This window comes from Duffyella gerundensis, from assembly GCF_001517405.1.
Taxonomy (GTDB): domain Bacteria; phylum Pseudomonadota; class Gammaproteobacteria; order Enterobacterales; family Enterobacteriaceae; genus Duffyella; species Duffyella gerundensis.
Genome location: NZ_LN907827.1, coordinates 1201297 through 1221992, shown reverse-complemented (window position 1 = coordinate 1221992; position 20696 = coordinate 1201297). Strand labels below are relative to the sequence as shown.

Sequence of the window (20696 nt, the reverse complement as noted above, 5' to 3'; positions counted from 1 at the left end):
AACAGCCATTCCGCCAGGCTATTTTCCAAAGCATTAATGCACATCTCTAATGAATTAACCGTAATACGTTTGTAAGATGGACATAAAAAAGGCCACCCGAAGGTGACCTTTTTTTGCTACCTGCCAGCAATTACTGTGGCAGTACCGCTTTCACTGCATCGCCGATATCGGCCAGGCTGCGTACGGTTTTCACACCTGCCGCTTCCAGCGCAGCAAATTTTTCATCTGCTGTGCCTTTACCACCGGCAATGATGGCGCCAGCATGGCCCATACGCTTGCCTTTTGGCGCGGTCACGCCAGCAATGTAACCCACAACCGGCTTGGTCACATGCTCTTTGATAAAGGCAGCTGCCTCTTCTTCCGCGCTGCCGCCGATTTCACCGATCATGACAATCACTTCGGTCTGCGGATCGTCCTGGAACAGCTTCAGGATATCAATGAAGTTGGAGCCAGGAATTGGGTCGCCGCCGATACCGACGCAGGTTGACTGGCCGTAGCCAATGTCGGTGGTCTGCTTAACCGCTTCATAGGTCAACGTACCGGAGCGGGAAACGATACCCACGCGGCCCGGCTGATGAATATGGCCCGGCATGATGCCGATTTTGCATTCGCCCGGCGTGATCACACCTGGGCAGTTTGGACCGATCATGCGCACGCCAGCTTCATCCAGCTTCATTTTCACGGTCAGCATGTCCAGTGTAGGGATGCCTTCAGTGATGGTGATGATCAGCTTGATGCCCGCATCGATCGCTTCCAGGATGCCATCTTTACAGAACGGCGCAGGAACGTAGATCACTGATGCCGTTGCGCCGGTGGCTTCTACCGCTTCGCGCACGGTGTTGAATACTGGCAGACCAAGGTGCTCGGTGCCGCCTTTGCCTGGCGTTACGCCGCCAACCAGCTGCGTACCATAAGCCAGAGCCTGCTCTGAATGGAACGTGCCCTGTCCGCCGGTGAAGCCCTGGCAGATCACTTTGGTGTTTTTGTCGATCAGAATGGACATTATTTTCCCTCCGCTGCAGCGACAACACGCTGTGCAGCGTCTGTCAGGCTGGTTGCTGCAATGATGTTCAAGCCGCTGTCCGCCAGTTTCTGGGCGCCCAGCTCGGCGTTGTTACCTTCCAGACGCACCACTACCGGCACGTTGACACCCACTTCAGCGACTGCGCCGATGATGCCATCTGCGATCAGATCGCAACGGACGATACCGCCGAAAATATTGACGAATACGGCTTTAACCGCATCATCAGACAGGATGATTTTAAAGGCTTCGGTAACACGCTCTTTGGTCGCGCCGCCGCCAACATCGAGGAAGTTAGCAGGCTCGCCGCCGTGGTGCTTCACGATGTCCATGGTGCCCATTGCCAGACCGGCACCGTTCACCATACAACCGATATTGCCATCCAGCGCGACATAGTTCAGTTCCCACTGGGTAGCATGCGCTTCACGTGGGTCTTCCTGGCTTGGATCGCGCATTTCACGCAGTTCCGGCTGACGGAACAACGCATTGCCATCGGCGCCCAGTTTGCCATCGAGGCAGATCAGATCGCCCTGTTTGGTGATGACCAGCGGGTTGATCTCAACCATCGCAAGATCGCGCTCCAGGAACATGGTTGCCAGACCCATAAAGATCTTGGTGAACTGGTTAACTTGCTTGCCGGTCAGACCCAGTTTGAATGCCAGTTCACGGCCCTGATAAGGCTGTGGGCCTGCTAAAGGATCAAGCGCCATTTTGTGAATCAGGTGCGGGGTCTCTTCCGCCACTTTTTCAATTTCTACACCGCCTTCGGTTGAGGCCATAAAGACCACGCGGCGGCTGGCACGGTCAACAACCGCACCCAGATAGAGTTCCTGATCGATATCAGTGGCCGCTTCAACCAGAATCTGATTTACCGGCTGACCGTGCGCATCTGTTTGATAGGTAACCAGACGTTTGCCCAGCCAGTTTTCAGCAAAAGCACGAATATCTTCTTTGCTGTTAACCACTTTCACACCGCCCGCTTTACCGCGGCCACCGGCATGAACCTGACATTTTACTACCCACGGGCCTGCGCCAATTTTAGACGCCGCTTCTTCTGCTTCGCGTGGCGTAGTACAGGCGTAACCGGTTGGTGCCGGCATGCCATACCGTGCAAACAGCTGTTTCGCCTGGTATTCGTGTAAGTTCATGATGTTCTATCCATTCATATCTGAAAAGATTAATAAGGTTGGGCGCAGCCTGAGCCGCGCCCGGCGAGAATTAAACGTCCAGCAACAGACGGGCTGGATCTTCCAGCATCTCTTTCACTGCCACTAAGTAACCCACGGACTCACGTCCATCGATCAGGCGGTGATCGTAAGAAAGTGCGAGGTACATCATTGGCAGGATAACCACCTGACCATTCACCGCCATTGGGCGATCTTTGATCGCGTGCATGCCGAGAATCGCGCTTTGCGGTGGGTTGATGATTGGCGTAGACATCAGTGAGCCAAATACGCCGCCGTTGGTAATAGTAAAGTTACCCCCGGTCAGCTCTTCAACCGTCAGCTTGCCATCACGGCCTTTGACCGCCAGTTCTTTAATTTTCTTCTCGATATCTGCCATGCTCAGCGCATCAACGTCTTTCAGCACAGGCGTGACCAGTCCGCGCGGAGTGGAAACCGCAATGCTGACATCGAAGTAGTTGTGGTAAACCACATCTTCGCCATCAATCGATGCGTTAACTTCCGGGAAACGTTTTAACGCCTCAACCACCGCTTTGATGTAGAAGGACATAAAGCCCAAACGCACACCGTGACGCTTCTCAAACACTTCGCCATATTGCTTACGCAAGTCCATGATTGGCTTCATGTTGATTTCGTTGAACGTGGTTAGCATTGCGGTGCTGTTTTTCGCTTCCAGCAGACGCTCTGCAACACGCTTACGCAGACGGGTCATCGGTACACGTTTTTCTGTGCGGCCAGCAACCGGTGGCTGCGGAGTTGCCGCTGCGGCTGCGGCTGGGGCTGCGGCTTTAGCGCCGGTGTTCTGCGCCAGATGTTTCTCAACATCTTCACGGGTCAGACGTCCGCCTACGCCGCTGCCTTTAATGGCTGCCGGGTCGAGCGAATGTTCAGCGATCAGGCGACGAATAGCTGGGCTCAGCGCATCGTTGCTTTCATCTTCCAGAGAGGCGGTTTGACGTTGGGCTGGTGTGGCATCTTTATCTTCTGATTTAGCAGAAGACTCTTTGCCCGCACTGTTGCCCTCTTTCAGACGTCCCAGAATCTGACGCGAGGTCACCGTAGCGCCCTCTTCTTCCAGCACGGCTTCCAAAATGCCGTCGGCTGAAGCAGGCACTTCCAATACCACTTTGTCAGTTTCAATTTCTACCAGCACTTCGTCGCGGCTAACCGCATCGCCAGGTTTTTTATGCCAGGTCGCTACAGTTGCATCAGCAACGGATTCTGGCAGGTCGGGAACGAGAATATCTACGCTACTCATTATCTATCCTTTAATTAATTAACGTTCAGCGCGTCATTGACCAGTTCTTGCTGCTGTTTCTGGTGAACGGACATATAGCCAACTGCCGGTGAAGCCGAAGCGGGACGACCGGCGTAACGTAACGAAGCACCAAATGGAACCACTTCACGGAAATGATGCTGGCTGCAATACCAGGCACCCTGATTCAGTGGCTCTTCCTGGCACCAGACAAAATCATGCACGTGTGCATAAGCTTGCAGCGCTTCCTGCACCGCTTTGTGCGGGAAAGGATAAAGCTGTTCGATGCGCACAATGGCAACATCGGTTTGTTCATTTTTGCGGCGCTGCTCAAGCAGGTCGTAATATACCTTGCCGGAACAAAGCACGACGCGCTTAACCGCTTTCGGATCCAGATCGTCGATTTCGCCAATGGCTGGCTGGAAGCGGCCATTAGCCAGTTCATCCAGAGATGAAATTGCCAGCGGATGACGCAGCAGCGATTTTGGTGACATCACGATCAGCGGACGGCGCATACCGCGCAAGGCCTGACGACGCAGCATGTGATAAACCTGTGCCGGGGTTGAAGGCACGCATACCTGCATGTTTTGCTCAGCACAAAGTTGCAGATAACGCTCAAGGCGTGCGGAGGAGTGCTCCGGACCCTGACCTTCATAGCCGTGTGGCAACAGCATCACCAGGCCACACATACGGCCCCACTTCTGCTCGCCTGAACTGATGAACTGGTCGATAACTACCTGAGCGCCGTTGGCAAAGTCACCAAACTGCGCTTCCCAAATGGTCAGCGTACGCGGCTCAGCCGTGGCATAGCCATATTCAAATGCCAGCACCGCTTCTTCAGACAGCACGGAATCCCAGACTTTAAAGATGCCCTGACCATTGTGAATATGCTGCAGCGGCGTGTAAGTCGATCCGTTGCTTTGGTTATGCACCACCGCATGGCGATGGAAGAAGGTGCCACGACCCATATCCTCACCAGACAGGCGACAAGGAATACCTTCGTCTACCAGCGTGGCATAGGCCAGATTCTCGGCGCCGCCCCAGTCGAAAGGTTTATTGCCTTCCGCCATGTCAGCTCGATCGTTGTAGATCTTCGCCACACGAGACTGCACTTCAATTGAATCAGGAACGGTGCTGATACGGCGCGCTAACTCCTGCAGCCGTTTCATTTCAACCTTCTCCGGATAGCTCTCTTCCCAGTCGTGATTCAGGTAAGGTGACCAGGTAAAAGAGTGCAGGCTCATTGGCCGCCACTCCGGTACTACGCATTCACCGGCATCAAGCGCATCACGGTACAAATTGACCATTTCAGTAGCATCGGCCTGTGAAGCAACCTGATTGCTTTCCAGCTTGTCGGCATAAAGCTTACGCGGCGTTGGATGCTTTTTGATTTTTTGGTACATCAATGGCTGCGTGGCGCTTGGCTCATCCGCTTCGTTGTGTCCATGGCGGCGATAGCACACCAGGTCGATGAAGACGTCACGTTTAAAGGTGTTGCGGAAATCGAGCGCCAGACGCGTCACGAACGCCACCGCTTCCGGATCGTCAGCATTGACGTGGAAGATTGGCGCCAGCACCATTTTACCGATGTCGGTACAGTATTGAGTGGAACGCGCATCTTTCGGGTTGGAAGTGGTAAAGCCCACCTGGTTATTAATGACGATACGTACGGTACCGCCAACTTCATAACCGCGAGCCTGAGACATGTTTAATGTCTCCTGCACTACGCCCTGACCGGTTACCGCGGCATCACCATGAATTGTGATAGGCAACACTTTATTGCTTGCGGGTTCATCAAGGCGATCGAGGCGCGCGCGCACTGAACCCATGACAACCGGGCTAACAATTTCCAGATGCGAAGGGTTAAAGGCCAGTGCTAAGTGCACCATGCCACCTTCCGTCTCCACATCAGAAGAGAAGCCCATGTGATATTTCACATCGCCGGTGCCCAGATGCTCTTTATGTTTGCCGGCAAATTCGTCAAACAGATCCTGCGGCTTTTTGCCGAGCACGTTGATCAGCACATTAAGGCGACCGCGGTGGGCCATGCCCAGAACCACTTCGCGCGTGCCGCTTTTGCCTGCATGGCGGATCATTTCGCGCAGCATTGGCACTAACGCATCGCCGCCTTCCAGCGAGAAGCGTTTTGCTCCCGGGAATTTTGCGCCGAGATATTTTTCCAGACCTTCGGCAGCGGTCAGCTCTTTCAGAAAGCCTTTCTTCTCTTCGGCGGTGAAAGAGGGTTGGCCCATTACCGATTCGATACGCTGTTGAATCCAGCGTTTCTCTTCCGTATTGGTGATATGCATATACTCGGCACCAATCGAACCACAATAGGTCTGCTGCAGTGCCTGATATAATTCGCCCAGTTTCATCGTCTCTTTGCCAATGGCAAACGAGCCGACGTTGAACGTTTCCTGGAAATCAGCTTCGGTTAAATCGTGGAATTCAGGTGCCAGATCCGGTACTGACTCCTGCTTCCACAAGCCGAGCGGATCGAGATTGGCCTGTTGATGGCCACGGAAACGGAAGGCGTTGATCAGTTGCAGGACTTTAACCTGCCTGGAGTTCGTTACCGGATCGGTAACGGATGCGGTGTAGCGAGAAGCGTCTTTCGCCAGACGGCGGAAATATTCGCGGGTCGTGGAGTGAATCTGTTCTGGTTTAACTCCGGTTCCGGGAAGCTGCTGGAACCTTTCGCGCCATACAGCATCGACAGAGTCAGGATCGGTTAGAAAATCCTCATAGAGCTGCTCTATGTAAGATTGGTTCGCGCCGGCCAGCCAGGAAGAGTCCAGCCAGGGTTTCATCGCGCTGTTCTGCATTGTGATCCCTTAAGCATGAAATGCTTTTTTTCGAGGTTTCATTGTTACCGGGTTAACGGCTTGCCTAAGACTGCATCCTGCGCTTGCGCGTGTAACTTCTTCACAAACAAGGGCGGGACACGGCCTAAACAGGTTCAGCGATACGAGTCCATTGCGCTACCGGGGCGCGTACCCGTAAGGGAACCCTGATAAAGCGTTTTGGTGAACACGCTTTATCAGGATTTCCGAACGTGCCGGAAGCCCAGGGCTTCCGGCAGCGGAGGATAAATTTAGCCTTTACGCGCCACGTTGCAGCAGCATTGACTTGATATGACCAATTGCCTTCGTTGGGTTAAGACCCTTAGGACAAACGCTCACGCAGTTCATGATGCTGTGACAACGGAACACGCTGAAGGCGTCACTAAGATTGTCCAGACGCGCTTCGGTTTCCGTATCACGACTGTCGATCAGGAAGCGATAGGCCGCCAGCAAACCTGCGGGTCCAATAAATTTATCAGGATTCCACCAGAATGAAGGGCATGAGGTTGAGCAGCAGGCGCACAGAATGCACTCATAAAGCCCATCCAGATGCTCACGTTGCTCTGGCATCTGCAGGTGCTCACGCGCTGGCGGATTCTCGCCATTGTTGATTAAGAAAGGTTTAATTTTCTCATATTGCGCGTAGAACTGGCCCATATCGACAACCAGATCGCGGACTACCGGCAGACCTGGCAGTGGACGGATGACAATTTTCTGCTTGCCGTTGCCCAGGGCAGAAATGGGCGTAATGCAGGCCAGACCGTTTTTACCGTTCATGTTCAGGCCGTCAGAGCCGCAGACACCTTCACGGCATGAGCGACGAAACGCCAGCGTGGGATCTTTTTCTTTCAGGCGAATCAGCGCATCCAGCAGCATCATGTCGCGCCCTTCGTCTGACTCCAGCGTATAGTCCTGCATGCGCGGCGCATCATCGACATCGGGGTTATAGCGATAAATTGAAAATTCAAGTCTCATCGACATTACTCCGCAATTAGTAGGTTCGAGCTTTTGGCGGGAAAGCGGCACGCAGTTTTGGCTGCATATTCACTTCACGACGCGTCATGCTCTCATTCTCCGGCAGATAGAGACTGTGGCAGAGCCAGTTGTCATCATCACGCTCCGGATAGTCAAAGCGGCTGTGTGCGCCACGACTCTCTGTACGGTAGTTGGCCGACATTGCCGTCGCATAAGCCGTTTCCATCAGGTTGTCCAGCTCAAGGCATTCCACACGTTGGGTGTTGAAGTCACTTGAACGGTCATCCAGACGGGCATTTTTCAAACGCTCACGCAGCTCTTTTAATTCAGCCAGGCCTTTTGCCATTGCATCGCCTTCACGGAACACCGAGAAGTTATTCTGCATACAGGCCTGTAATGCTTTACGCAGTTCGGTTGGGTCTTCACCGGTAGTATTGTTATCCCAGCGCTGATAGCGTGCCAGCGAGGCATCAATGTTTTCTGCTGTGGCGTCACGCAGTTCACCCTGCTCCTGGATTGATTCCAGCAGATGCAGGCCTGCCGCGCGACCAAATACCACCAGATCCAACAGCGAGTTACCGCCAAGACGGTTGGCACCGTGTACGGATACACAGGCAATTTCACCGACGGCGAACAGACCAGGAATCACAACATCTTCACCCTGCGCGTTTACGGTTAATGCCTGACCGGTCACTTTGGTCGGAATGCCGCCCATCATGTAGTGACAGGTTGGGATGACTGGAATCGGCTCTTTTACCGGATCGACATGCGCAAAGGTGCGGGAAAGCTCAAGAATGCCTGGCAAACGTGATTCCAGTACATCTTTACCCAAATGATCGAGCTTCAGCTTGGCATGCGGGCCCCACGGACCTTCACAGCCGCGGCCTTCACGAATTTCAATCATGATAGAACGCGCCACAACGTCACGACCGGCGAGGTCTTTAGCGTTTGGAGCATAACGCTCCATAAAGCGTTCGCCGTGTTTATTCAGCAGATATCCGCCCTCACCACGACAGCCTTCTGTGACCAGTACGCCCGCACCGGCAATGCCTGTCGGGTGAAACTGCCACATTTCCATATCCTGAACCGGCACGCCTGCACGCAGCGCCATGCCAACGCCATCACCCGTGTTAATGTGGGCGTTAGTGGTTGACTGATAGATACGGCCGGCGCCGCCGGTTGCCAGCACTGTTGCTTTAGCCTTGAAGTAAACGACTTCGCCAGTTTCGATGCTCAGTGCGGTACATCCCACCACTGCGCCATCTTCATTTTTCACCAGATCCAGTGCATACCACTCAGAAAAGATGGTGGTTTTGTTTTTCAGGTTCTGCTGATAAAGGGTATGAAGCAGCGCATGGCCGGTACGGTCAGCAGCGGCTGCGGTTCGCGCCGCCTGCTCACCGCCAAAATTTTTGGACTGTCCGCCGAAAGGACGCTGATAAACGCGACCATCTTCCAGACGGGAAAAAGGCAGCCCCATATGTTCCAGTTCCAGAATCGCTTCCGGACCGGTTTTACACATGTATTCGATGGCATCCTGGTCACCGATATAATCGGAGCCCTTCACCGTGTCGTACATGTGCCATTCCCAGTTATCTTCATGGCTGTTGCCCAGCGCAACGGTAATACCGCCCTGCGCCGACACCGTATGAGAACGGGTAGGAAAGACTTTTGATAGCAGCGCACAGCTCTGGCCTGCCTGGGAGATTTGCAGTGCGGCACGCATACCTGCGCCACCTGCGCCGATCACTACGGCATCAAACTCTCTAACGGGTAAATTCATCACGCACCCCATACCACAACGGTTCCATAAAGTGCATACGCCAGCAGCACAACCACAATCACCAACTGTCCAATCAAACGCACGCTGAGCGATTTAACGTAATCGGTCAGTACCTGCCACATGCCAATCCAGCCATGGACAAGAATCGAAAGCAGCGTCAGCAACGTGAACACTTTGGTAAATGAAGAGGCAAAGAACCCGCGCCATATGTCGTAGGTAAGTGTGTCCGCCATCAAGATGAAGCCGAGGATGTACACGATATAGAGGGTGATCAGAATTGCAGAAGCACGCAGTAGCAGCCAGTCATGGATGCCATTACGCCCCAATGCAGAAGCATTGCTTACCATACGAACACTCCAGCCAGAATTGAAAGCACGACGGTGAGACCCATTGCAAAATACGCAGAGCGCCTTCCTACTGCCATCGTCTCTGCAAGATAACCAAAATCCATCAACATATGGCGAATACCGCTCGCGGCATGATAAGCCAGCGCGGTAAGGATGCCCCACATGATGAATTTAACAAAAAAGCTATCCATAACAGCGGATGCTTGCAGGAAACCTTCAGGCGATGAGAGCGAGAGACCCAAAAGCCACAGCAGAATGCCAACCGCCACAAAGGTGATGACGCCGGAAACGCGATGAAGAATGGATGATACTGCAGTAACGGGAAACCGGATCGTAGAGAGATCCAAGTTGACAGGTCTTTGTTTTTTCACGGTTTTGCCCACACAGCTTTTTTTTATTTTGCTCCCTCCGGTCCTGAAGGTGCCAGTTTAATTGCTGCTGCAATCAAACTTTAACCGTCACCAATACAGCAACATCCAGTGTTAATTAAGGCGCCAGAAACGCTGGGTGGCTCTCGGTGTCAGGATATTCCGGAGACCTGGCGAAAGTATAAGGGGATCACATTCTTATTACAATTCCCCTACAATCTCTTTGGTGAAATTTAGGTGGAACAGTGATCTGACTCACGAATTTCACAATTTATACAAATTTAATTATCTGATTTGACAAAAGTTCAACAATTCGGTTACAAACGATGCATCAAAAAACCGATGATGCGCAAAAGTTATGGGGATACACTTTCCCCTAAGCATAAGTTATGTAACATTGGCATGTTAATATTGCTTAAAAGCATCAGGTTATTGGTTCAACATACGTTATGACCAGAACAGATCTTTAACAACCGCGAAACGCAGTTAGCCATGCCTGCCGGACTCTTGCCTGGATGCGCTCCTCACTCTGTACCTTGCTACAGTCACCGTGCCGCAGAGTGAACTGACCTCAAAAATATATGAGGCTGTCGGTAACATGACCGTTTTAAAGGTGTCTAAGATCTCTACCTACAAGGCGCTAAGGAGACCATAAATGTCTGATAAAAAAGTGACGCTTACCCTACAAGGCGAAGCCCCCGTTGAACTGGATGTACTGCACGGCACCCTGGGTCAGGATGTTGTCGATGTGCGTACGCTGGGAGCGCAAGGCTTATTCACCTACGATCCTGGTTTTACTTCTACTGCGTCCTGTGAATCCCAAATTACCTACATTGACGGTGACGAAGGCATTCTGCTCCATCGTGGTTTCCCGATTGATCAATTGGCTACCCACTCTAACTATCTCGAAGTTTGTTACATTCTGCTGAATGGCGAAGCGCCAACCCAGGCCCAGTTTGATGACTTCTGCACCACCGTTACTCGTCACACGATGATCCATGAGCAGATTACTCGTCTGTTCCACGGTTTCCGTCGTGATTCACACCCGATGGCGGTGCTGTGTGGTGTTACCGGCGCGCTGGCTGCGTTTTACCACGATTCGCTGGATGTAAACATTGAGCGCCATCGTGAAATCGCTGCTTTCCGCCTGTTATCGAAAATGCCGACGGTAGCGGCGATGTGTTACAAATATTCGATCGGTCAGCCTTTCGTTTATCCGCGTAACGATCTCTCTTATGCCGGTAACTTCCTGAATATGATGTTCTCCACGCCGTGTGAAGAGTACGTGGTTAATCCGGTACTTGAGCGCGCTATGGATCGCATTCTGATTCTGCATGCCGATCACGAGCAAAACGCTTCAACATCAACGGTCAGAACCGCAGGTTCTTCCGGTGCTAACCCGTTTGCCTGTATCGCAGCAGGTATCGCTTCCCTGTGGGGGCCCGCGCACGGCGGTGCTAATGAAGCGTGTTTACGTATGCTGGAAGAGATCAGCACCGTTGAGCACATTCCTGAGTTTGTACGTCGTGCAAAAGACAAAAATGACTCTTTCCGCCTGATGGGCTTTGGTCATCGCGTCTACAAAAACTACGATCCACGTGCCACCGTTATGCGTGAAACCTGCCATGAAGTATTGAATGAGCTGGGCATGAAGGATGACCTGCTGGAAGTTGCTATGGAGCTGGAACATATTGCGCTGAACGATCCCTACTTTATTGAGCGCAAACTCTATCCAAATGTCGATTTCTACTCCGGTATTATTCTGAAAGCGATGGGCATTCCAAGCTCAATGTTTACCGTTATCTTTGCGATGGCGCGTACCGTTGGCTGGATCGCTCACTGGAAAGAGATGCACGATGACGGCATTAAAATCGCGCGTCCGCGTCAGCTTTATACCGGTTACGAAGCGCGTGAGTTTTCCTCACAGCTGAAAGAGTGATCGTTCCCTAACGCAGAAGTGTAAAAAACGGGTCAATTGACCCGTTTTTTTATTGCTGGCAGGCAGGACACCAGTAAAAAGGGCGCGACGAGAGCGTGGTCTTTTCTATTGTTTCGCCACAGCGTGGACACGGCTTACCTCCGCGGTGAAAGACGTTGAAGGTAAATGCGGCGCCATGATGATAATCCTTCATGGTACCCCGCGTCTGATAGGAATGACGCGGCACTGATAACAATGCGGCGCTCAGGATATCCAGCTGGTCTTCGGTTAAATCCTGCGCCTTATGCTGCGGCTTCAGCGCTGCCAGCCACAAAATCTCTGCCCGCAAATAGTTACCTAGCCCCGCCAGGAAAGATTGATCAAGCAGTAAACCGCTAAACTGCCGACGGCGAAAGCGCGTGGACAGCAGCCGCTCTTTCACCTGTTGATCCGTTAGCGTTGCATCAAGTACATCCGGGCCAACCCGCTGTAAAAAAGGGTGTGCCGCCAGCGTATCCTGATTTAATAACTCAATATCCGACGCACTGTAGAGCAGGATGCTTTTTTTGGCATTGCTCAGCCGCACGCGCAGGATACGGTTGGTTTCCGGCTCTTTCCCTGCTGGCATCACCCGCCAGACGCCATAAAGCTGATTGTGACTGTAGAGCACCAGACCGTTGGAAAAGTAGGTCAGCAGCGCTTTGCCGCGCGTTTCAATCGCTGTTACCGTTTCGCCAATCAATGAGGAGGCGTAGGTAGCCAACTGAGGAAAAGCGAACCAGACATCGGTCAGCGGCTTTCCGAGAATGGCCTTCTCAAGGCGATCGGCGGCGCGGCGGATCTCTGGCCCTTCAGGCATAACATCTTCCCTTGATTAATGAGTGGTACCGCCGCTAATACGGCTGTCTTCTTCCGTGCGCAGCGCCACGGCGATAGCCGTTTCCAGCGCCGCAATAACCGTTTCTGCCGACAGACTCGCCGTGCCAGCATGGCGAGCAGCCTGTTCAGGCAGGTAGGGGATGTGGATAAAGCCGCCCCGGGTTCGGTTGCCGTTTTGCTGCAAATGGTGCAGCAAGCCGTACATCACGTGGTTGCAGACAAAGGTGCCTGCGGTTTGTGATACCGACGCCGGAATACCGGCTTGCCGTATCGCCTCAACCATGGCTTTAATCGGCAGCGTTGAAAAATAGGCAGCCGGCCCGCCCGTTACCACCGGCATATCCACCGGTTGATTACCGTGGTTATCCGCAATACGTGCGTCATCAACATTGATACCGATGCGTTCAAGCGTGATATCCACGCGCCCGCCCGCCTGCCCCACGGCAATAACCAGCTCGGGCTGCAGGTTTTCAATCGCTGAGCAGAGCGTGTCCAGCGACTGCCCAAATACACAGGGCAATTGCTTCGCTACGACTTTAGCGCCAGCGATAATATGTTGATCGAGCTGCCGGACCGCTTCCCACGAAGGATTAACTGTTTCATTTTCAAAAGGCTCAAAAGCCGTGATTAACACCGTTTTCATGGCGACGCCTTCTTTAAAACATCAGGAAATAGAGCAGGACCACATTGACCATTAACAATAGCACGCCGGTTGGAACCTGCGCCTTGATCACCGCGTTGCGATCGGGTAGCTCAAGCAGCGCTGCAGGCACGATATTGAAGTTAGCCGCCATCGGTGTCATCAGCGTGCCGCAGTAGCCAGAGAACATACCGATAGCGGCCATAACCGCCGGATCGCCGCCGTGCTGGACCACCAGCACCGGAATGCCCACGCCTGCGGTGATAATCGGAAAAGCAGCAAAGGCGTTACCCATCACCATGGTTAACAGCGCCATGCCGATGGCGTACACCGCAACCGCAATAAAGCGATTATCGACCGCCAGCCAGGTTTCAGTCAGATGTGAAATTGCTGTGCCCACGCCCGCCGAAGTAAAGAGCAGACCCAGCGTAGCGAGGATCTGCGGCAGGATAAACGCCCAGCCGATCGAGTCGAGCAGACGACGCGCTTCCTGCAGCGATTGCGCCGGTCCCTCCAGCGTCAGCTTCAGCGTAATTACCCAAGCCAGCAGACAACCCAGCGTCATCGAAAACAGGGTTACCAGCGTGGCGTGATTACCGGCGCCAAAGATCGCGGTTTGCAGGCCGGGTATATGGTTAAAGGCCAGCACGCCAATTACCGTTACCAGCGGGATCACCAGCGCCGGCAGAAACAGTTTGTTATGCAGACGTTTGGCGCTCTGCTGGCGCTCTTCAGCGCTGCGCTGATGGTAACGACCCAGGCGCACGCCGCCGCAACCGGCGATGACCGCCATAATCACCACCAGCACGCCCACGGTAATATGCAGCGCACGCGCACTCTCTTCCACGCCCACCAGCTGCGCAAACAGGTTTTGCGTCCAGTCACCGACAAAGAAAATCAGCCCATAAAGCGCCCAAAACAGGCCGGTGGTCAGGCGTCGCGGATTGGCGCTGTCACGCCATGACATCACCGCCACCACCAGTAAAATCAGTCCGGCCAGCCAGAAAAGATAGTGTTGTTGAAACATCAGCGATCTCCCCGTGACTGCAATGCCTGTGCATTCAGGCTCGCCAGCTCAGCAGCCAATTTTTTATCCATTCGCTGCAGGCGAACGGCATGAATAATAAAGGCGGCTACCGCAGTGGGAATGCCCCAAACCGCAATGTGCAGCGGCTCGGTCTGAATACCGGCGGACTCCAGCATAAAGTTGTGCATGAAAATGATCGCACCGAAAGCGACAAAAATATCCTCGCCAAAAAAGAGGCCAATATTGTCGGTCGCGGCGGACATCGCCCGGAGCCGATGACGCACGTCGGCAGGCAGTTCACCATAACGATTTTCTGCTGCGCCCTCGGCCATCGGTGCCAGCAGTGGGCGCACCATTTGCGGATGGCCGCCCAAACTGGTCAGGCCCAATGCAGCGGTAATTTCACGGACGAACAGGTAGACGATCAGCAATCGCCCCGCCGTGGCGCTTTTGATTTGCGCGATCCAACCCTGCGCGCGCTCTTTCAAACCGTGCCGCTCAAGCAGGCCGATCACCGCCAGTGGAAGCAACAGAATCAACGGTAAATTGCGGGTATTAAGAAAACCGGTGCCCAGCTTTTCCAGCACATCCATCACCGGCATCAGTGCAGCAAATCCGGTAATAAATCCCGAGACGATAACCACTAATACGGGATTGAAACGAAGTAAAAAGCCGACGACGATGGCGGCGATACCCACCAGAGGCCAGAGGTTAACTGCTGTTTCCATCATATTTTCCCATCAAGGTAAAGGTCAGCACCGCCGTTCAGAGGGCGGCAAATCCGCCCGGTCTATTGACCGGTGACGGTAATATTTTCACTGGCAAACGCCTGATGTAGCCGGCGGGCAAAATTCAGCGCATGTTCGCCATCGCCATGCAGGCAAACGCTTTCTGCCTGCAATGGAACCCATTGCCCATCGACACTTTGCACCCGGCCCTGCTGCACCATCGCCAGCGTTTGTGCAATAGCGCGATCTTCGCTGTCGATCATCGCGCCAGGCTGGCCGCGCGGCACCAGTGCGCCATCTGCCTGATAACCGCGATCGGCAAACACTTCCTGCCGGGTCTTCAGCCCCACTCGTTTCGCCACCTCGATTGAGACGCTGTTGGCCAGCCCGACTAAAATTAACCCTGCATCGACCGCCTTGACCGCACGGGCGATCGCATCCGCCAGCAGTGGATCGCGTGCCGACTGGTTATAAAGCATGCCGTGAGGCTTCACATGCACCAGCTTTGCCCCCTCGCTTTCGGCCAGCGCTTTCAACGCACCAACCTGATAAACCACCTGCGCATAGACCGTTTCAGCCGGTAACTGCATGGCGGTACGGCCAAAATTTTCCCGATCGGGGAAGCTGGGATGCGCGCCGATAGCTACGCCAAACTCCTGCGCCCAGCGCACCGACTGCAGCATGGTTGCCGCATCGCCTGCATGAAAGCCACAGGCGATATTGGCGGAGCTAACCAGTTGCAGCAGTGCGCGATCGCTGGCGCAGCCTTCACCCAAATCGGCATTAAAATCAATTTTCATGTTGCAGCCCCCATGAGATCTGATTGAGAACGTGCTGTTGCTGCCGCTTCGCTTCCAGCGCCTCTTGCAGCGAACAGTGGACAAAATGGATCGGCTCGCCCAGGCGAATCTGCGCCAGATGATAGAGATCAGCTTCAATAACACAGGCGATGCGTGGGTAGCCGCCGGTGGTTTGCGCATCGGACATCAGCACAATCGGCTGGCCATTTGGCGGCACCTGCACCACGCCCGGCAAGGTCCCGTGTGACAGCAGCTCGCGTGGTATTTCGCGGTTAAGCGGACGCCCCTGCAAGCGATAACCCATACGGTTGCTTTGCGGGTTCAGCGTCCAAGAGACGCGCCAGAACGCTTCCTGAGACTCATGGCTGAACTCATGGTATTCCGGTCCCGGCAATGCCCGGATGCGGTTTCCCCACAGCAGCTGCCGCACACCTGCGGGCTGAGTGAAGTGTCGGGTCGCTGCGTTCAGGGGAATGCGATCGCCCTCCTGCAAAGCCCGGCCGCCAAAACCACCAAATCCCGCCTTGAGATCGGTACTGGCAGAGCCAAGCACGGGCGTAATGGCGAAGCCGCCGTTGATCGCCAGATAGCTGCGCATGCCGCGCACCGGCGTCGCCAGGGTCAACCGTTGGCCTTTTTTCACCGGCAGCCGCCAGCCGGTCCAGACAGCTTTGCCATCCAGCTCAGCGTGACATCCGGCGCCGGTCAGTGCAAACCAGCCATCCCGTTCAAACTGACAGCAAAACTGACCAAGCGTCACTTCAATGACTGCGCTAAGCGGATCGTTACCGGCCAGCAGATTGGCGGTGGTCATAGCGGGCAGATCAAGCGCGCCGCTTTGACCAATACCCGATTGCCGCCAACCGTTGCGGCCAGCATCCTGAATTGAGGCGCTCATACCGCTGCGAATAATGGTTAACATACGCCCTCCTGCTGTGGCACGAAGCGCACGCTGTCGCCGGGGCGCAGCAGCGTAGGTGGCTGCTGGTAGGGATCAAAAAGCGCTGCTGAAGTGTGGCCAATCAGCTGCCATCCGCCTGGCGAAGCGGCCGGATAAATGCCGGTCTGACTACCGCCAATACCAACCGAACCTGCCGGAACGCTGACCCGCGGCTCGGCGCGGCGCGGCATATGCAGACGTTGATCGAGGCCGCCAAGATAGGGAAAGCCAGGCTGAAAGCCGATAAAATAGACAACGTAAAGGCTACTGCTGTGAAGCTCGACAACCTGTTTCTCTGTCATCTGGCAGTAGCGCGCAAGTTCGGGGAGATCGGGGCCCGCCCTGCCGCCGTAGGTCACCGGAACATCAACCTGTCGGGCATCCGGTATGCTGCTTTCACTCTCTTCCCACCAGCGTTGCAAATGCTCAATGGCATCCAGCGCCATCTCTTGCGGATTACGCAGCAGTAAGGTCAGGTTATTCATGCCAGGGATGGCTTCGATTATCTGCGGATGATCTTTTAGCTGCTCACACAATCCCCAAATCCGCTGCTGGCTGACCAGGCTGACTGGGGGTTCAAGCTCAAGCACTACCGCGCGTTCACCTAACAGGTAACAACGTGCTCGTTGCAAAACGTACCTCCGGGTTGATGTAACAAAAACCTCAAGCAGGCAAACAGTTATGCGGAAGTGTCAGGAATGTGTCAACTGCTTTGCATCCTCATGAAGTTGCATGAGGATGCGGGAAGAAGTGGCTCAGGCAGGATTGTTGATATCGATAAAGGTAACGTCGAGCTGATGGGCGCTGGCCAGCCATTCCCCCAGCGCCTTGATGCCGCCGCGCTCGGTGGCATGATGTCCGGCGGCAAAAAAATGCAGGCCGTTTTCACGGGCGCTGTGGATCGTTTGCTCTGAAACTTCGCCGGTGATAAACGCATCCACGCCAAACTCAGCGGCGTTATCGATAAAGCCCTGGCCACCGCCGCTGCACCAGGCGATACGGCGAATGCGTGCCGGCGCGTTATCTCCGCAGTGCAATGGCTGCCGCCCCAGCACCGTACCGATGCGCTCAGCCAGCTGCTCGCCGCTTAAGGCTTCCGTTAACTCACCCCAGGGCACCAGCGGCATGACTTCGCCTTTGACCTGAATATCCAGCATGCGCGCCAGCTGGGCGTTATTACCCAGTTGCGGGTGCGCATCCAGCGGCAGATGCCAGCCGTACAGATTGATATCGTTTACCAATAGCGTGCGCAGGCGCGAACGTTTCATGCCCTTGATCAACGGCGATTCGTTTTTCCAGAAATAGCCGTGATGTACCATCACAGCATCGGCCTGTAACCGCACCGCTTCGTCCAACAGCGCCTGGCTGGCCGTCACGCCGGTGACGATTTTTCGTACCTCTGCCCGCCCTTCAACCTGCAGGCCATTCGGTGCGTAATCCTTAAAACTGTCGCTATTAAGCTGCTGATTAACGACTGCTTCTAACTGAAAATTTTGCATATCTCGTTCTCCCGCGCCTTATGAGGCATTGCGTGCCGCTTCAAAGGCGTCCAACGTTTTTTTACGTGCGTCCTTATGTTCCACGATCGGTTGCGGATAATCGAGTTTCTTATGGTTTTTCTCTGCCCACTGCTGCGGAGAGTGAATGTCGCTATCCGGCACATCCTTTAGTTCCGGCAGCCAGCGGCGGATAAACTCGCCGTCTTTATCAAAACGTTCGCCCTGCGTGGTGGGATTGAAAATGCGAAAATAGGGCGCGGAATCGGTGCCGGTAGACGCTGCCCACTGCCAGCCGCCGTTGTTTGCGGCATAGTCACCATCAATCAACTGACGCATGAAGTACCGTTCACCTGTTCGCCAGTCAATCAGCAGATCTTTGACCAAAAAGCTTGCGGTGATCATACGCAACCGGTTATGCATCCAGCCCAGCGCATTCATCTGCCGCATGGCGGCATCCACGATGGGATAGCCCGTCTGCCCCTGCTGCCATGCGGTGAGCAAAGCATTGTTTTCCTGCCACTGCACTTTTCTGGTCCAGCCAATGAAGGGCTGGTGCTTACACAGCATTGGCCAGGCGACCATCAGGTGAGTATAAAACTCTCGCCAGATCAACTCGTTGAGCCAGATGAAGCTTTTGCCGTCGTCGAGCGCATCTGGATGGTGTTTTAACAACCGATGAAGACACTGGCGCGGCGAAAGCGTACCGGTAGCGAGATGCACCGATAAACGGCTGGTGCCGTCCAGTACCGGAAAATTACGTCGATCCTGATACTGCACCACCGGCTGCTGGCAAAATTCACGCAGTCGCGCCAGGCCGCCCTGCTCACCCGGCGGAAACAGCGTTTCATCAAACGCTTCCTGAGGATAATCAAACGGCGTAAGGCGGTGCAGCGTAGTCAGTGGCGCCCCGTCGCGTGCGGCCGGTGCCGGAACGCACTCGGGCAATTCCTGATGCAGGCGACGCACAAATGCCTTACTGAAGGGCGTGAAAACTTTATACATGCCGTTGCTGCCGCTCTGCACGCTGCCCGGTGGAAGCAGCAGGCCGTCATCAAATCCCTGGCAGGTAATGTTTAGCGCATTGAGCGCACGTTCCACGGCGGCATCGCGCTCGCGTTCATTAATTGCATACTGATAATTATAAAAAAACGCATCGACTTTTTGCTGCTGGCAAAACGTTTTTACCGTTTCCACCGCATCGTCATAGCGATCGCATTGTTGGTAGTGCAACGCAATGCCGCGCTCGGCCAGCGACTGCTGCAGCAGATGCAGGCTTTTTGCAATAAAGGCGGCCTGTTTGGGCGCCATATCGTGGTCCTGCCACTGCCCGGGCGTGGCAACATAAAGGGCAATAACGGTAGCCTTGTTGTCGCGGCAGGCGGCATGCAGCGCATAGTTATCATTGATGCGTAAATCATTACGCAGCCAAACCAGATGAGTTGCCATAACGATCCCTGTTTAGTTGCCGTAGCGCAGACGCAGTGCTTCCGGATACGGGTCGAAATAACGCTGCTTTGCCAGCCAGGGATGCGGATATTCCGCCATGTAATGTTTCAGCAGCGTGATGGGCGCCAGCAACGGCTGCACGCCTTTGCGATAGCGGTCGATGAGCTGGGTCAATTCCTGACGCTGCGCCGGCTTGAGCTGCTCACGAAAATAGCCCTGCACGTGCATCAGAACATTGGTGTGATTTTGACGGCTGGCGCGATAGCTCAGCAGACGCATTAACCGGCTGCGATACTCGACGGCATAATCTTCCAGTGAATCCCATTCACTCATTTTGGCCACGAAGCGTCCCAGTTCACGATACTCATCCTGATGATGTGACAGCAGCAGCAGCTTGTAGCGGGTATGAAACTCCATCAGTTCAAAGCGACTCAAGCCTTCATTCATCAACTGATTGAATTCATGTAAAGCGTACACGCGGCCAACAAAATTTTCGCGCAGCACGTCATCATGCAGACGGCCATCCTCTTCCATCGGCAACCACGGCATTTCGCGCTGTAGTTCGCGGGCAAAAATGCCCATGCCCGCTTTGCGATTGTTGTTATTGTCAGGTTCATACACCCGCACGCGTTCCATGCCGCAGCTTGGCGATTTCGCGCAAAGCACATAGCCGCAGAGATGATGCAGAGAAGCGACGCGATCTGCAGACCAACCGCGCATCCGATCGGTGATGTCTTCACCGCCCTCTTTGCTGAAGCAGAGTGCTACCTCACCTTCTTCTTCGCCCGCTTTAACCAATCGCAACGCCGGGCGAGGCGTCGGCAAACCAATTGCCATTTCAGGACAAATCGGCTCATAGCGGACATAAGGTGCGAGATCATCGGTAGCAAACGCAAGACGCTTATGACCGCCGTCGAAGCGGACGCTGTTTCCAAGCAGACAGGCGCTGATGCCAACCGGTATTTTCTCGCTCATACTTGTACAACCTTTTTAAATTTTGTATAGGTTTTCAGTGTAGCGTATTCAGTCCGTTTAGCCCAGCC

The 20696-nt window shown here is 54.2% G+C and carries 19 protein-coding genes; 1 reads left to right on the top strand and 18 read right to left on the bottom strand.

The features are described from left to right. Positions 1-130 precede the first annotated feature (130 nt). From sucD to sdhC, 8 genes are all read right to left on the bottom strand, one after another. Positions 131-1003, bottom strand: a complete 873-nt coding sequence (gene sucD / locus EM595_RS05585; RefSeq protein ID WP_067428769.1) for a succinate--CoA ligase subunit alpha — start codon at positions 1001-1003, stop codon at positions 131-133. Then, positions 1003-2169: an ADP-forming succinate--CoA ligase subunit beta gene (gene sucC / locus EM595_RS05580; RefSeq protein WP_067428767.1), complete on the bottom strand. Its 1167-nt coding sequence runs from the start codon at positions 2167-2169 to the stop codon at positions 1003-1005. The genes sucD and sucC overlap by 1 nt, the downstream gene beginning before the upstream one ends. Positions 2170-2239: 70 nt before the next feature. After that, on the bottom strand, positions 2240-3463 hold the full coding sequence (gene odhB, locus EM595_RS05575) for a 2-oxoglutarate dehydrogenase complex dihydrolipoyllysine-residue succinyltransferase (RefSeq protein WP_067428765.1): 1224 nt from the start codon (positions 3461-3463) through the stop codon (positions 2240-2242). Positions 3464-3477: 14 nt separating this feature from the next. Beyond that, positions 3478-6285 carry a 2-oxoglutarate dehydrogenase E1 component gene (gene sucA, locus EM595_RS05570; RefSeq protein WP_067428762.1) on the bottom strand — a complete coding sequence of 936 codons (2808 nt, stop codon included), beginning with the start codon at positions 6283-6285 and terminating at the stop codon, positions 3478-3480. Between the two features lie 276 nt (positions 6286-6561). Beyond that, positions 6562-7278, bottom strand: a complete 717-nt coding sequence (locus EM595_RS05565) for a succinate dehydrogenase iron-sulfur subunit (protein WP_067428759.1) — start codon at positions 7276-7278, stop codon at positions 6562-6564. Between the two features lie 16 nt (positions 7279-7294). After that, a complete protein-coding gene (gene sdhA / locus EM595_RS05560; RefSeq protein WP_067428757.1) occupies positions 7295-9061 on the bottom strand; it encodes a succinate dehydrogenase flavoprotein subunit in 1767 nt (588 codons plus the stop codon). Then, on the bottom strand, positions 9061-9408 hold the full coding sequence (gene sdhD / locus EM595_RS05555; RefSeq protein WP_067428754.1) for a succinate dehydrogenase membrane anchor subunit: 348 nt from the start codon (positions 9406-9408) through the stop codon (positions 9061-9063). Before sdhD ends, sdhA begins: the two co-directional genes overlap by 1 nt. Beyond that, positions 9402-9791, bottom strand: coding sequence for a succinate dehydrogenase cytochrome b556 subunit (sdhC, locus tag EM595_RS05550; RefSeq protein WP_067428751.1), 390 nt, complete (start codon positions 9789-9791; stop codon positions 9402-9404). Before sdhC ends, sdhD begins: the two co-directional genes overlap by 7 nt. A gap of 640 nt (positions 9792-10431) precedes the next feature. Between sdhC and EM595_RS05545 the strand changes: the two genes are divergently transcribed. After that, a complete protein-coding gene (locus tag EM595_RS05545) occupies positions 10432-11715 on the top strand; it encodes a citrate synthase (RefSeq protein WP_067428748.1) in 1284 nt (427 codons plus the stop codon). A 49-nt stretch (positions 11716-11764) separates the two neighbouring features. On the opposite strand, the gene nei is transcribed toward EM595_RS05545, so the two are convergent. The 10 genes from nei to EM595_RS05495 form a co-directional block, all read right to left on the bottom strand. Further along, entirely contained in the window at positions 11765-12553 is a 789-nt protein-coding gene (gene nei, locus EM595_RS05540; protein ID WP_067428745.1) for an endonuclease VIII, read from the bottom strand. A gap of 15 nt (positions 12554-12568) precedes the next feature. Further along, positions 12569-13216 carry a pyroglutamyl-peptidase I gene (gene pcp, locus EM595_RS05535; RefSeq protein ID WP_067428741.1) on the bottom strand — a complete coding sequence of 216 codons (648 nt, stop codon included), beginning with the start codon at positions 13214-13216 and terminating at the stop codon, positions 12569-12571. Between the two features lie 13 nt (positions 13217-13229). Then, positions 13230-14240 (bottom strand): DUF979 domain-containing protein, encoded by a 1011-nt coding sequence (locus EM595_RS05530; RefSeq protein ID WP_067428738.1) that lies wholly within the window; start codon positions 14238-14240, stop codon positions 13230-13232. After that, a complete protein-coding gene (locus tag EM595_RS05525; RefSeq protein ID WP_067428736.1) occupies positions 14240-14968 on the bottom strand; it encodes a DUF969 domain-containing protein in 729 nt (242 codons plus the stop codon). Before EM595_RS05525 ends, EM595_RS05530 begins: the two co-directional genes overlap by 1 nt. Before the next feature lie 62 nt (positions 14969-15030). Continuing rightward, on the bottom strand, positions 15031-15768 hold the full coding sequence (gene pxpA, locus EM595_RS05520; protein ID WP_067428734.1) for a 5-oxoprolinase subunit PxpA: 738 nt from the start codon (positions 15766-15768) through the stop codon (positions 15031-15033). Further along, positions 15758-16690: a 5-oxoprolinase subunit PxpC gene (pxpC, locus tag EM595_RS05515; protein WP_067428732.1), complete on the bottom strand. Its 933-nt coding sequence runs from the start codon at positions 16688-16690 to the stop codon at positions 15758-15760. The genes pxpA and pxpC overlap by 11 nt, the downstream gene beginning before the upstream one ends. Continuing rightward, on the bottom strand, positions 16684-17340 hold the full coding sequence (gene pxpB / locus EM595_RS05510) for a 5-oxoprolinase subunit PxpB (protein WP_067428729.1): 657 nt from the start codon (positions 17338-17340) through the stop codon (positions 16684-16686). The genes pxpC and pxpB overlap by 7 nt, the downstream gene beginning before the upstream one ends. A 123-nt stretch (positions 17341-17463) precedes the next feature. Further along, positions 17464-18207 carry a type 2 GTP cyclohydrolase I gene (locus EM595_RS05505; protein ID WP_067428723.1) on the bottom strand — a complete coding sequence of 248 codons (744 nt, stop codon included), beginning with the start codon at positions 18205-18207 and terminating at the stop codon, positions 17464-17466. Between the two features lie 18 nt (positions 18208-18225). Then, the gene (gene phrB / locus EM595_RS05500) at positions 18226-19653 is read right to left on the bottom strand and encodes a deoxyribodipyrimidine photo-lyase (RefSeq protein ID WP_067428720.1); all 1428 of its coding nucleotides are present in this window, start codon (positions 19651-19653) and stop codon (positions 18226-18228) included. 12 nt (positions 19654-19665) lie between these two features. Beyond that, positions 19666-20628: a YbgA family protein gene (locus EM595_RS05495; protein WP_067428717.1), complete on the bottom strand. Its 963-nt coding sequence runs from the start codon at positions 20626-20628 to the stop codon at positions 19666-19668. Between the last annotated feature and the right edge of the window lie 68 nt (positions 20629-20696).

Coding starts and splice junctions, on each gene's coding strand:
- pcp (WP_067428741.1), bottom strand. CDS start 13,216: ATGAAAACGGTGTTAATCACGGCTTTTGAGCCTTTTGAAAATGAAACA.
- EM595_RS05565 (WP_067428759.1), bottom strand. CDS start 7,278: ATGAGACTTGAATTTTCAATTTATCGCTATAACCCCGATGTCGATGAT.
- sucA (WP_067428762.1), bottom strand. CDS start 6,285: ATGCAGAACAGCGCGATGAAACCCTGGCTGGACTCTTCCTGGCTGGCC.
- sucC (WP_067428767.1), bottom strand. CDS start 2,169: ATGAACTTACACGAATACCAGGCGAAACAGCTGTTTGCACGGTATGGC.
- sucD (WP_067428769.1), bottom strand. CDS start 1,003: ATGTCCATTCTGATCGACAAAAACACCAAAGTGATCTGCCAGGGCTTC.
- EM595_RS05495 (WP_067428717.1), bottom strand. CDS start 20,628: ATGAGCGAGAAAATACCGGTTGGCATCAGCGCCTGTCTGCTTGGAAAC.
- EM595_RS05545 (WP_067428748.1), top strand. CDS start 10,432: ATGTCTGATAAAAAAGTGACGCTTACCCTACAAGGCGAAGCCCCCGTT.
- phrB (WP_067428720.1), bottom strand. CDS start 19,653: ATGGCAACTCATCTGGTTTGGCTGCGTAATGATTTACGCATCAATGAT.
- nei (WP_067428745.1), bottom strand. CDS start 12,553: ATGCCTGAAGGGCCAGAGATCCGCCGCGCCGCCGATCGCCTTGAGAAG.
- pxpA (WP_067428734.1), bottom strand. CDS start 15,768: ATGAAAATTGATTTTAATGCCGATTTGGGTGAAGGCTGCGCCAGCGAT.
- EM595_RS05530 (WP_067428738.1), bottom strand. CDS start 14,240: ATGTTTCAACAACACTATCTTTTCTGGCTGGCCGGACTGATTTTACTG.
- sdhA (WP_067428757.1), bottom strand. CDS start 9,061: ATGAATTTACCCGTTAGAGAGTTTGATGCCGTAGTGATCGGCGCAGGT.
- pxpC (WP_067428732.1), bottom strand. CDS start 16,690: ATGTTAACCATTATTCGCAGCGGTATGAGCGCCTCAATTCAGGATGCT.
- odhB (WP_067428765.1), bottom strand. CDS start 3,463: ATGAGTAGCGTAGATATTCTCGTTCCCGACCTGCCAGAATCCGTTGCT.
- EM595_RS05525 (WP_067428736.1), bottom strand. CDS start 14,968: ATGGAAACAGCAGTTAACCTCTGGCCTCTGGTGGGTATCGCCGCCATC.
- EM595_RS05505 (WP_067428723.1), bottom strand. CDS start 18,207: ATGCAAAATTTTCAGTTAGAAGCAGTCGTTAATCAGCAGCTTAATAGC.
- sdhD (WP_067428754.1), bottom strand. CDS start 9,408: ATGGTAAGCAATGCTTCTGCATTGGGGCGTAATGGCATCCATGACTGG.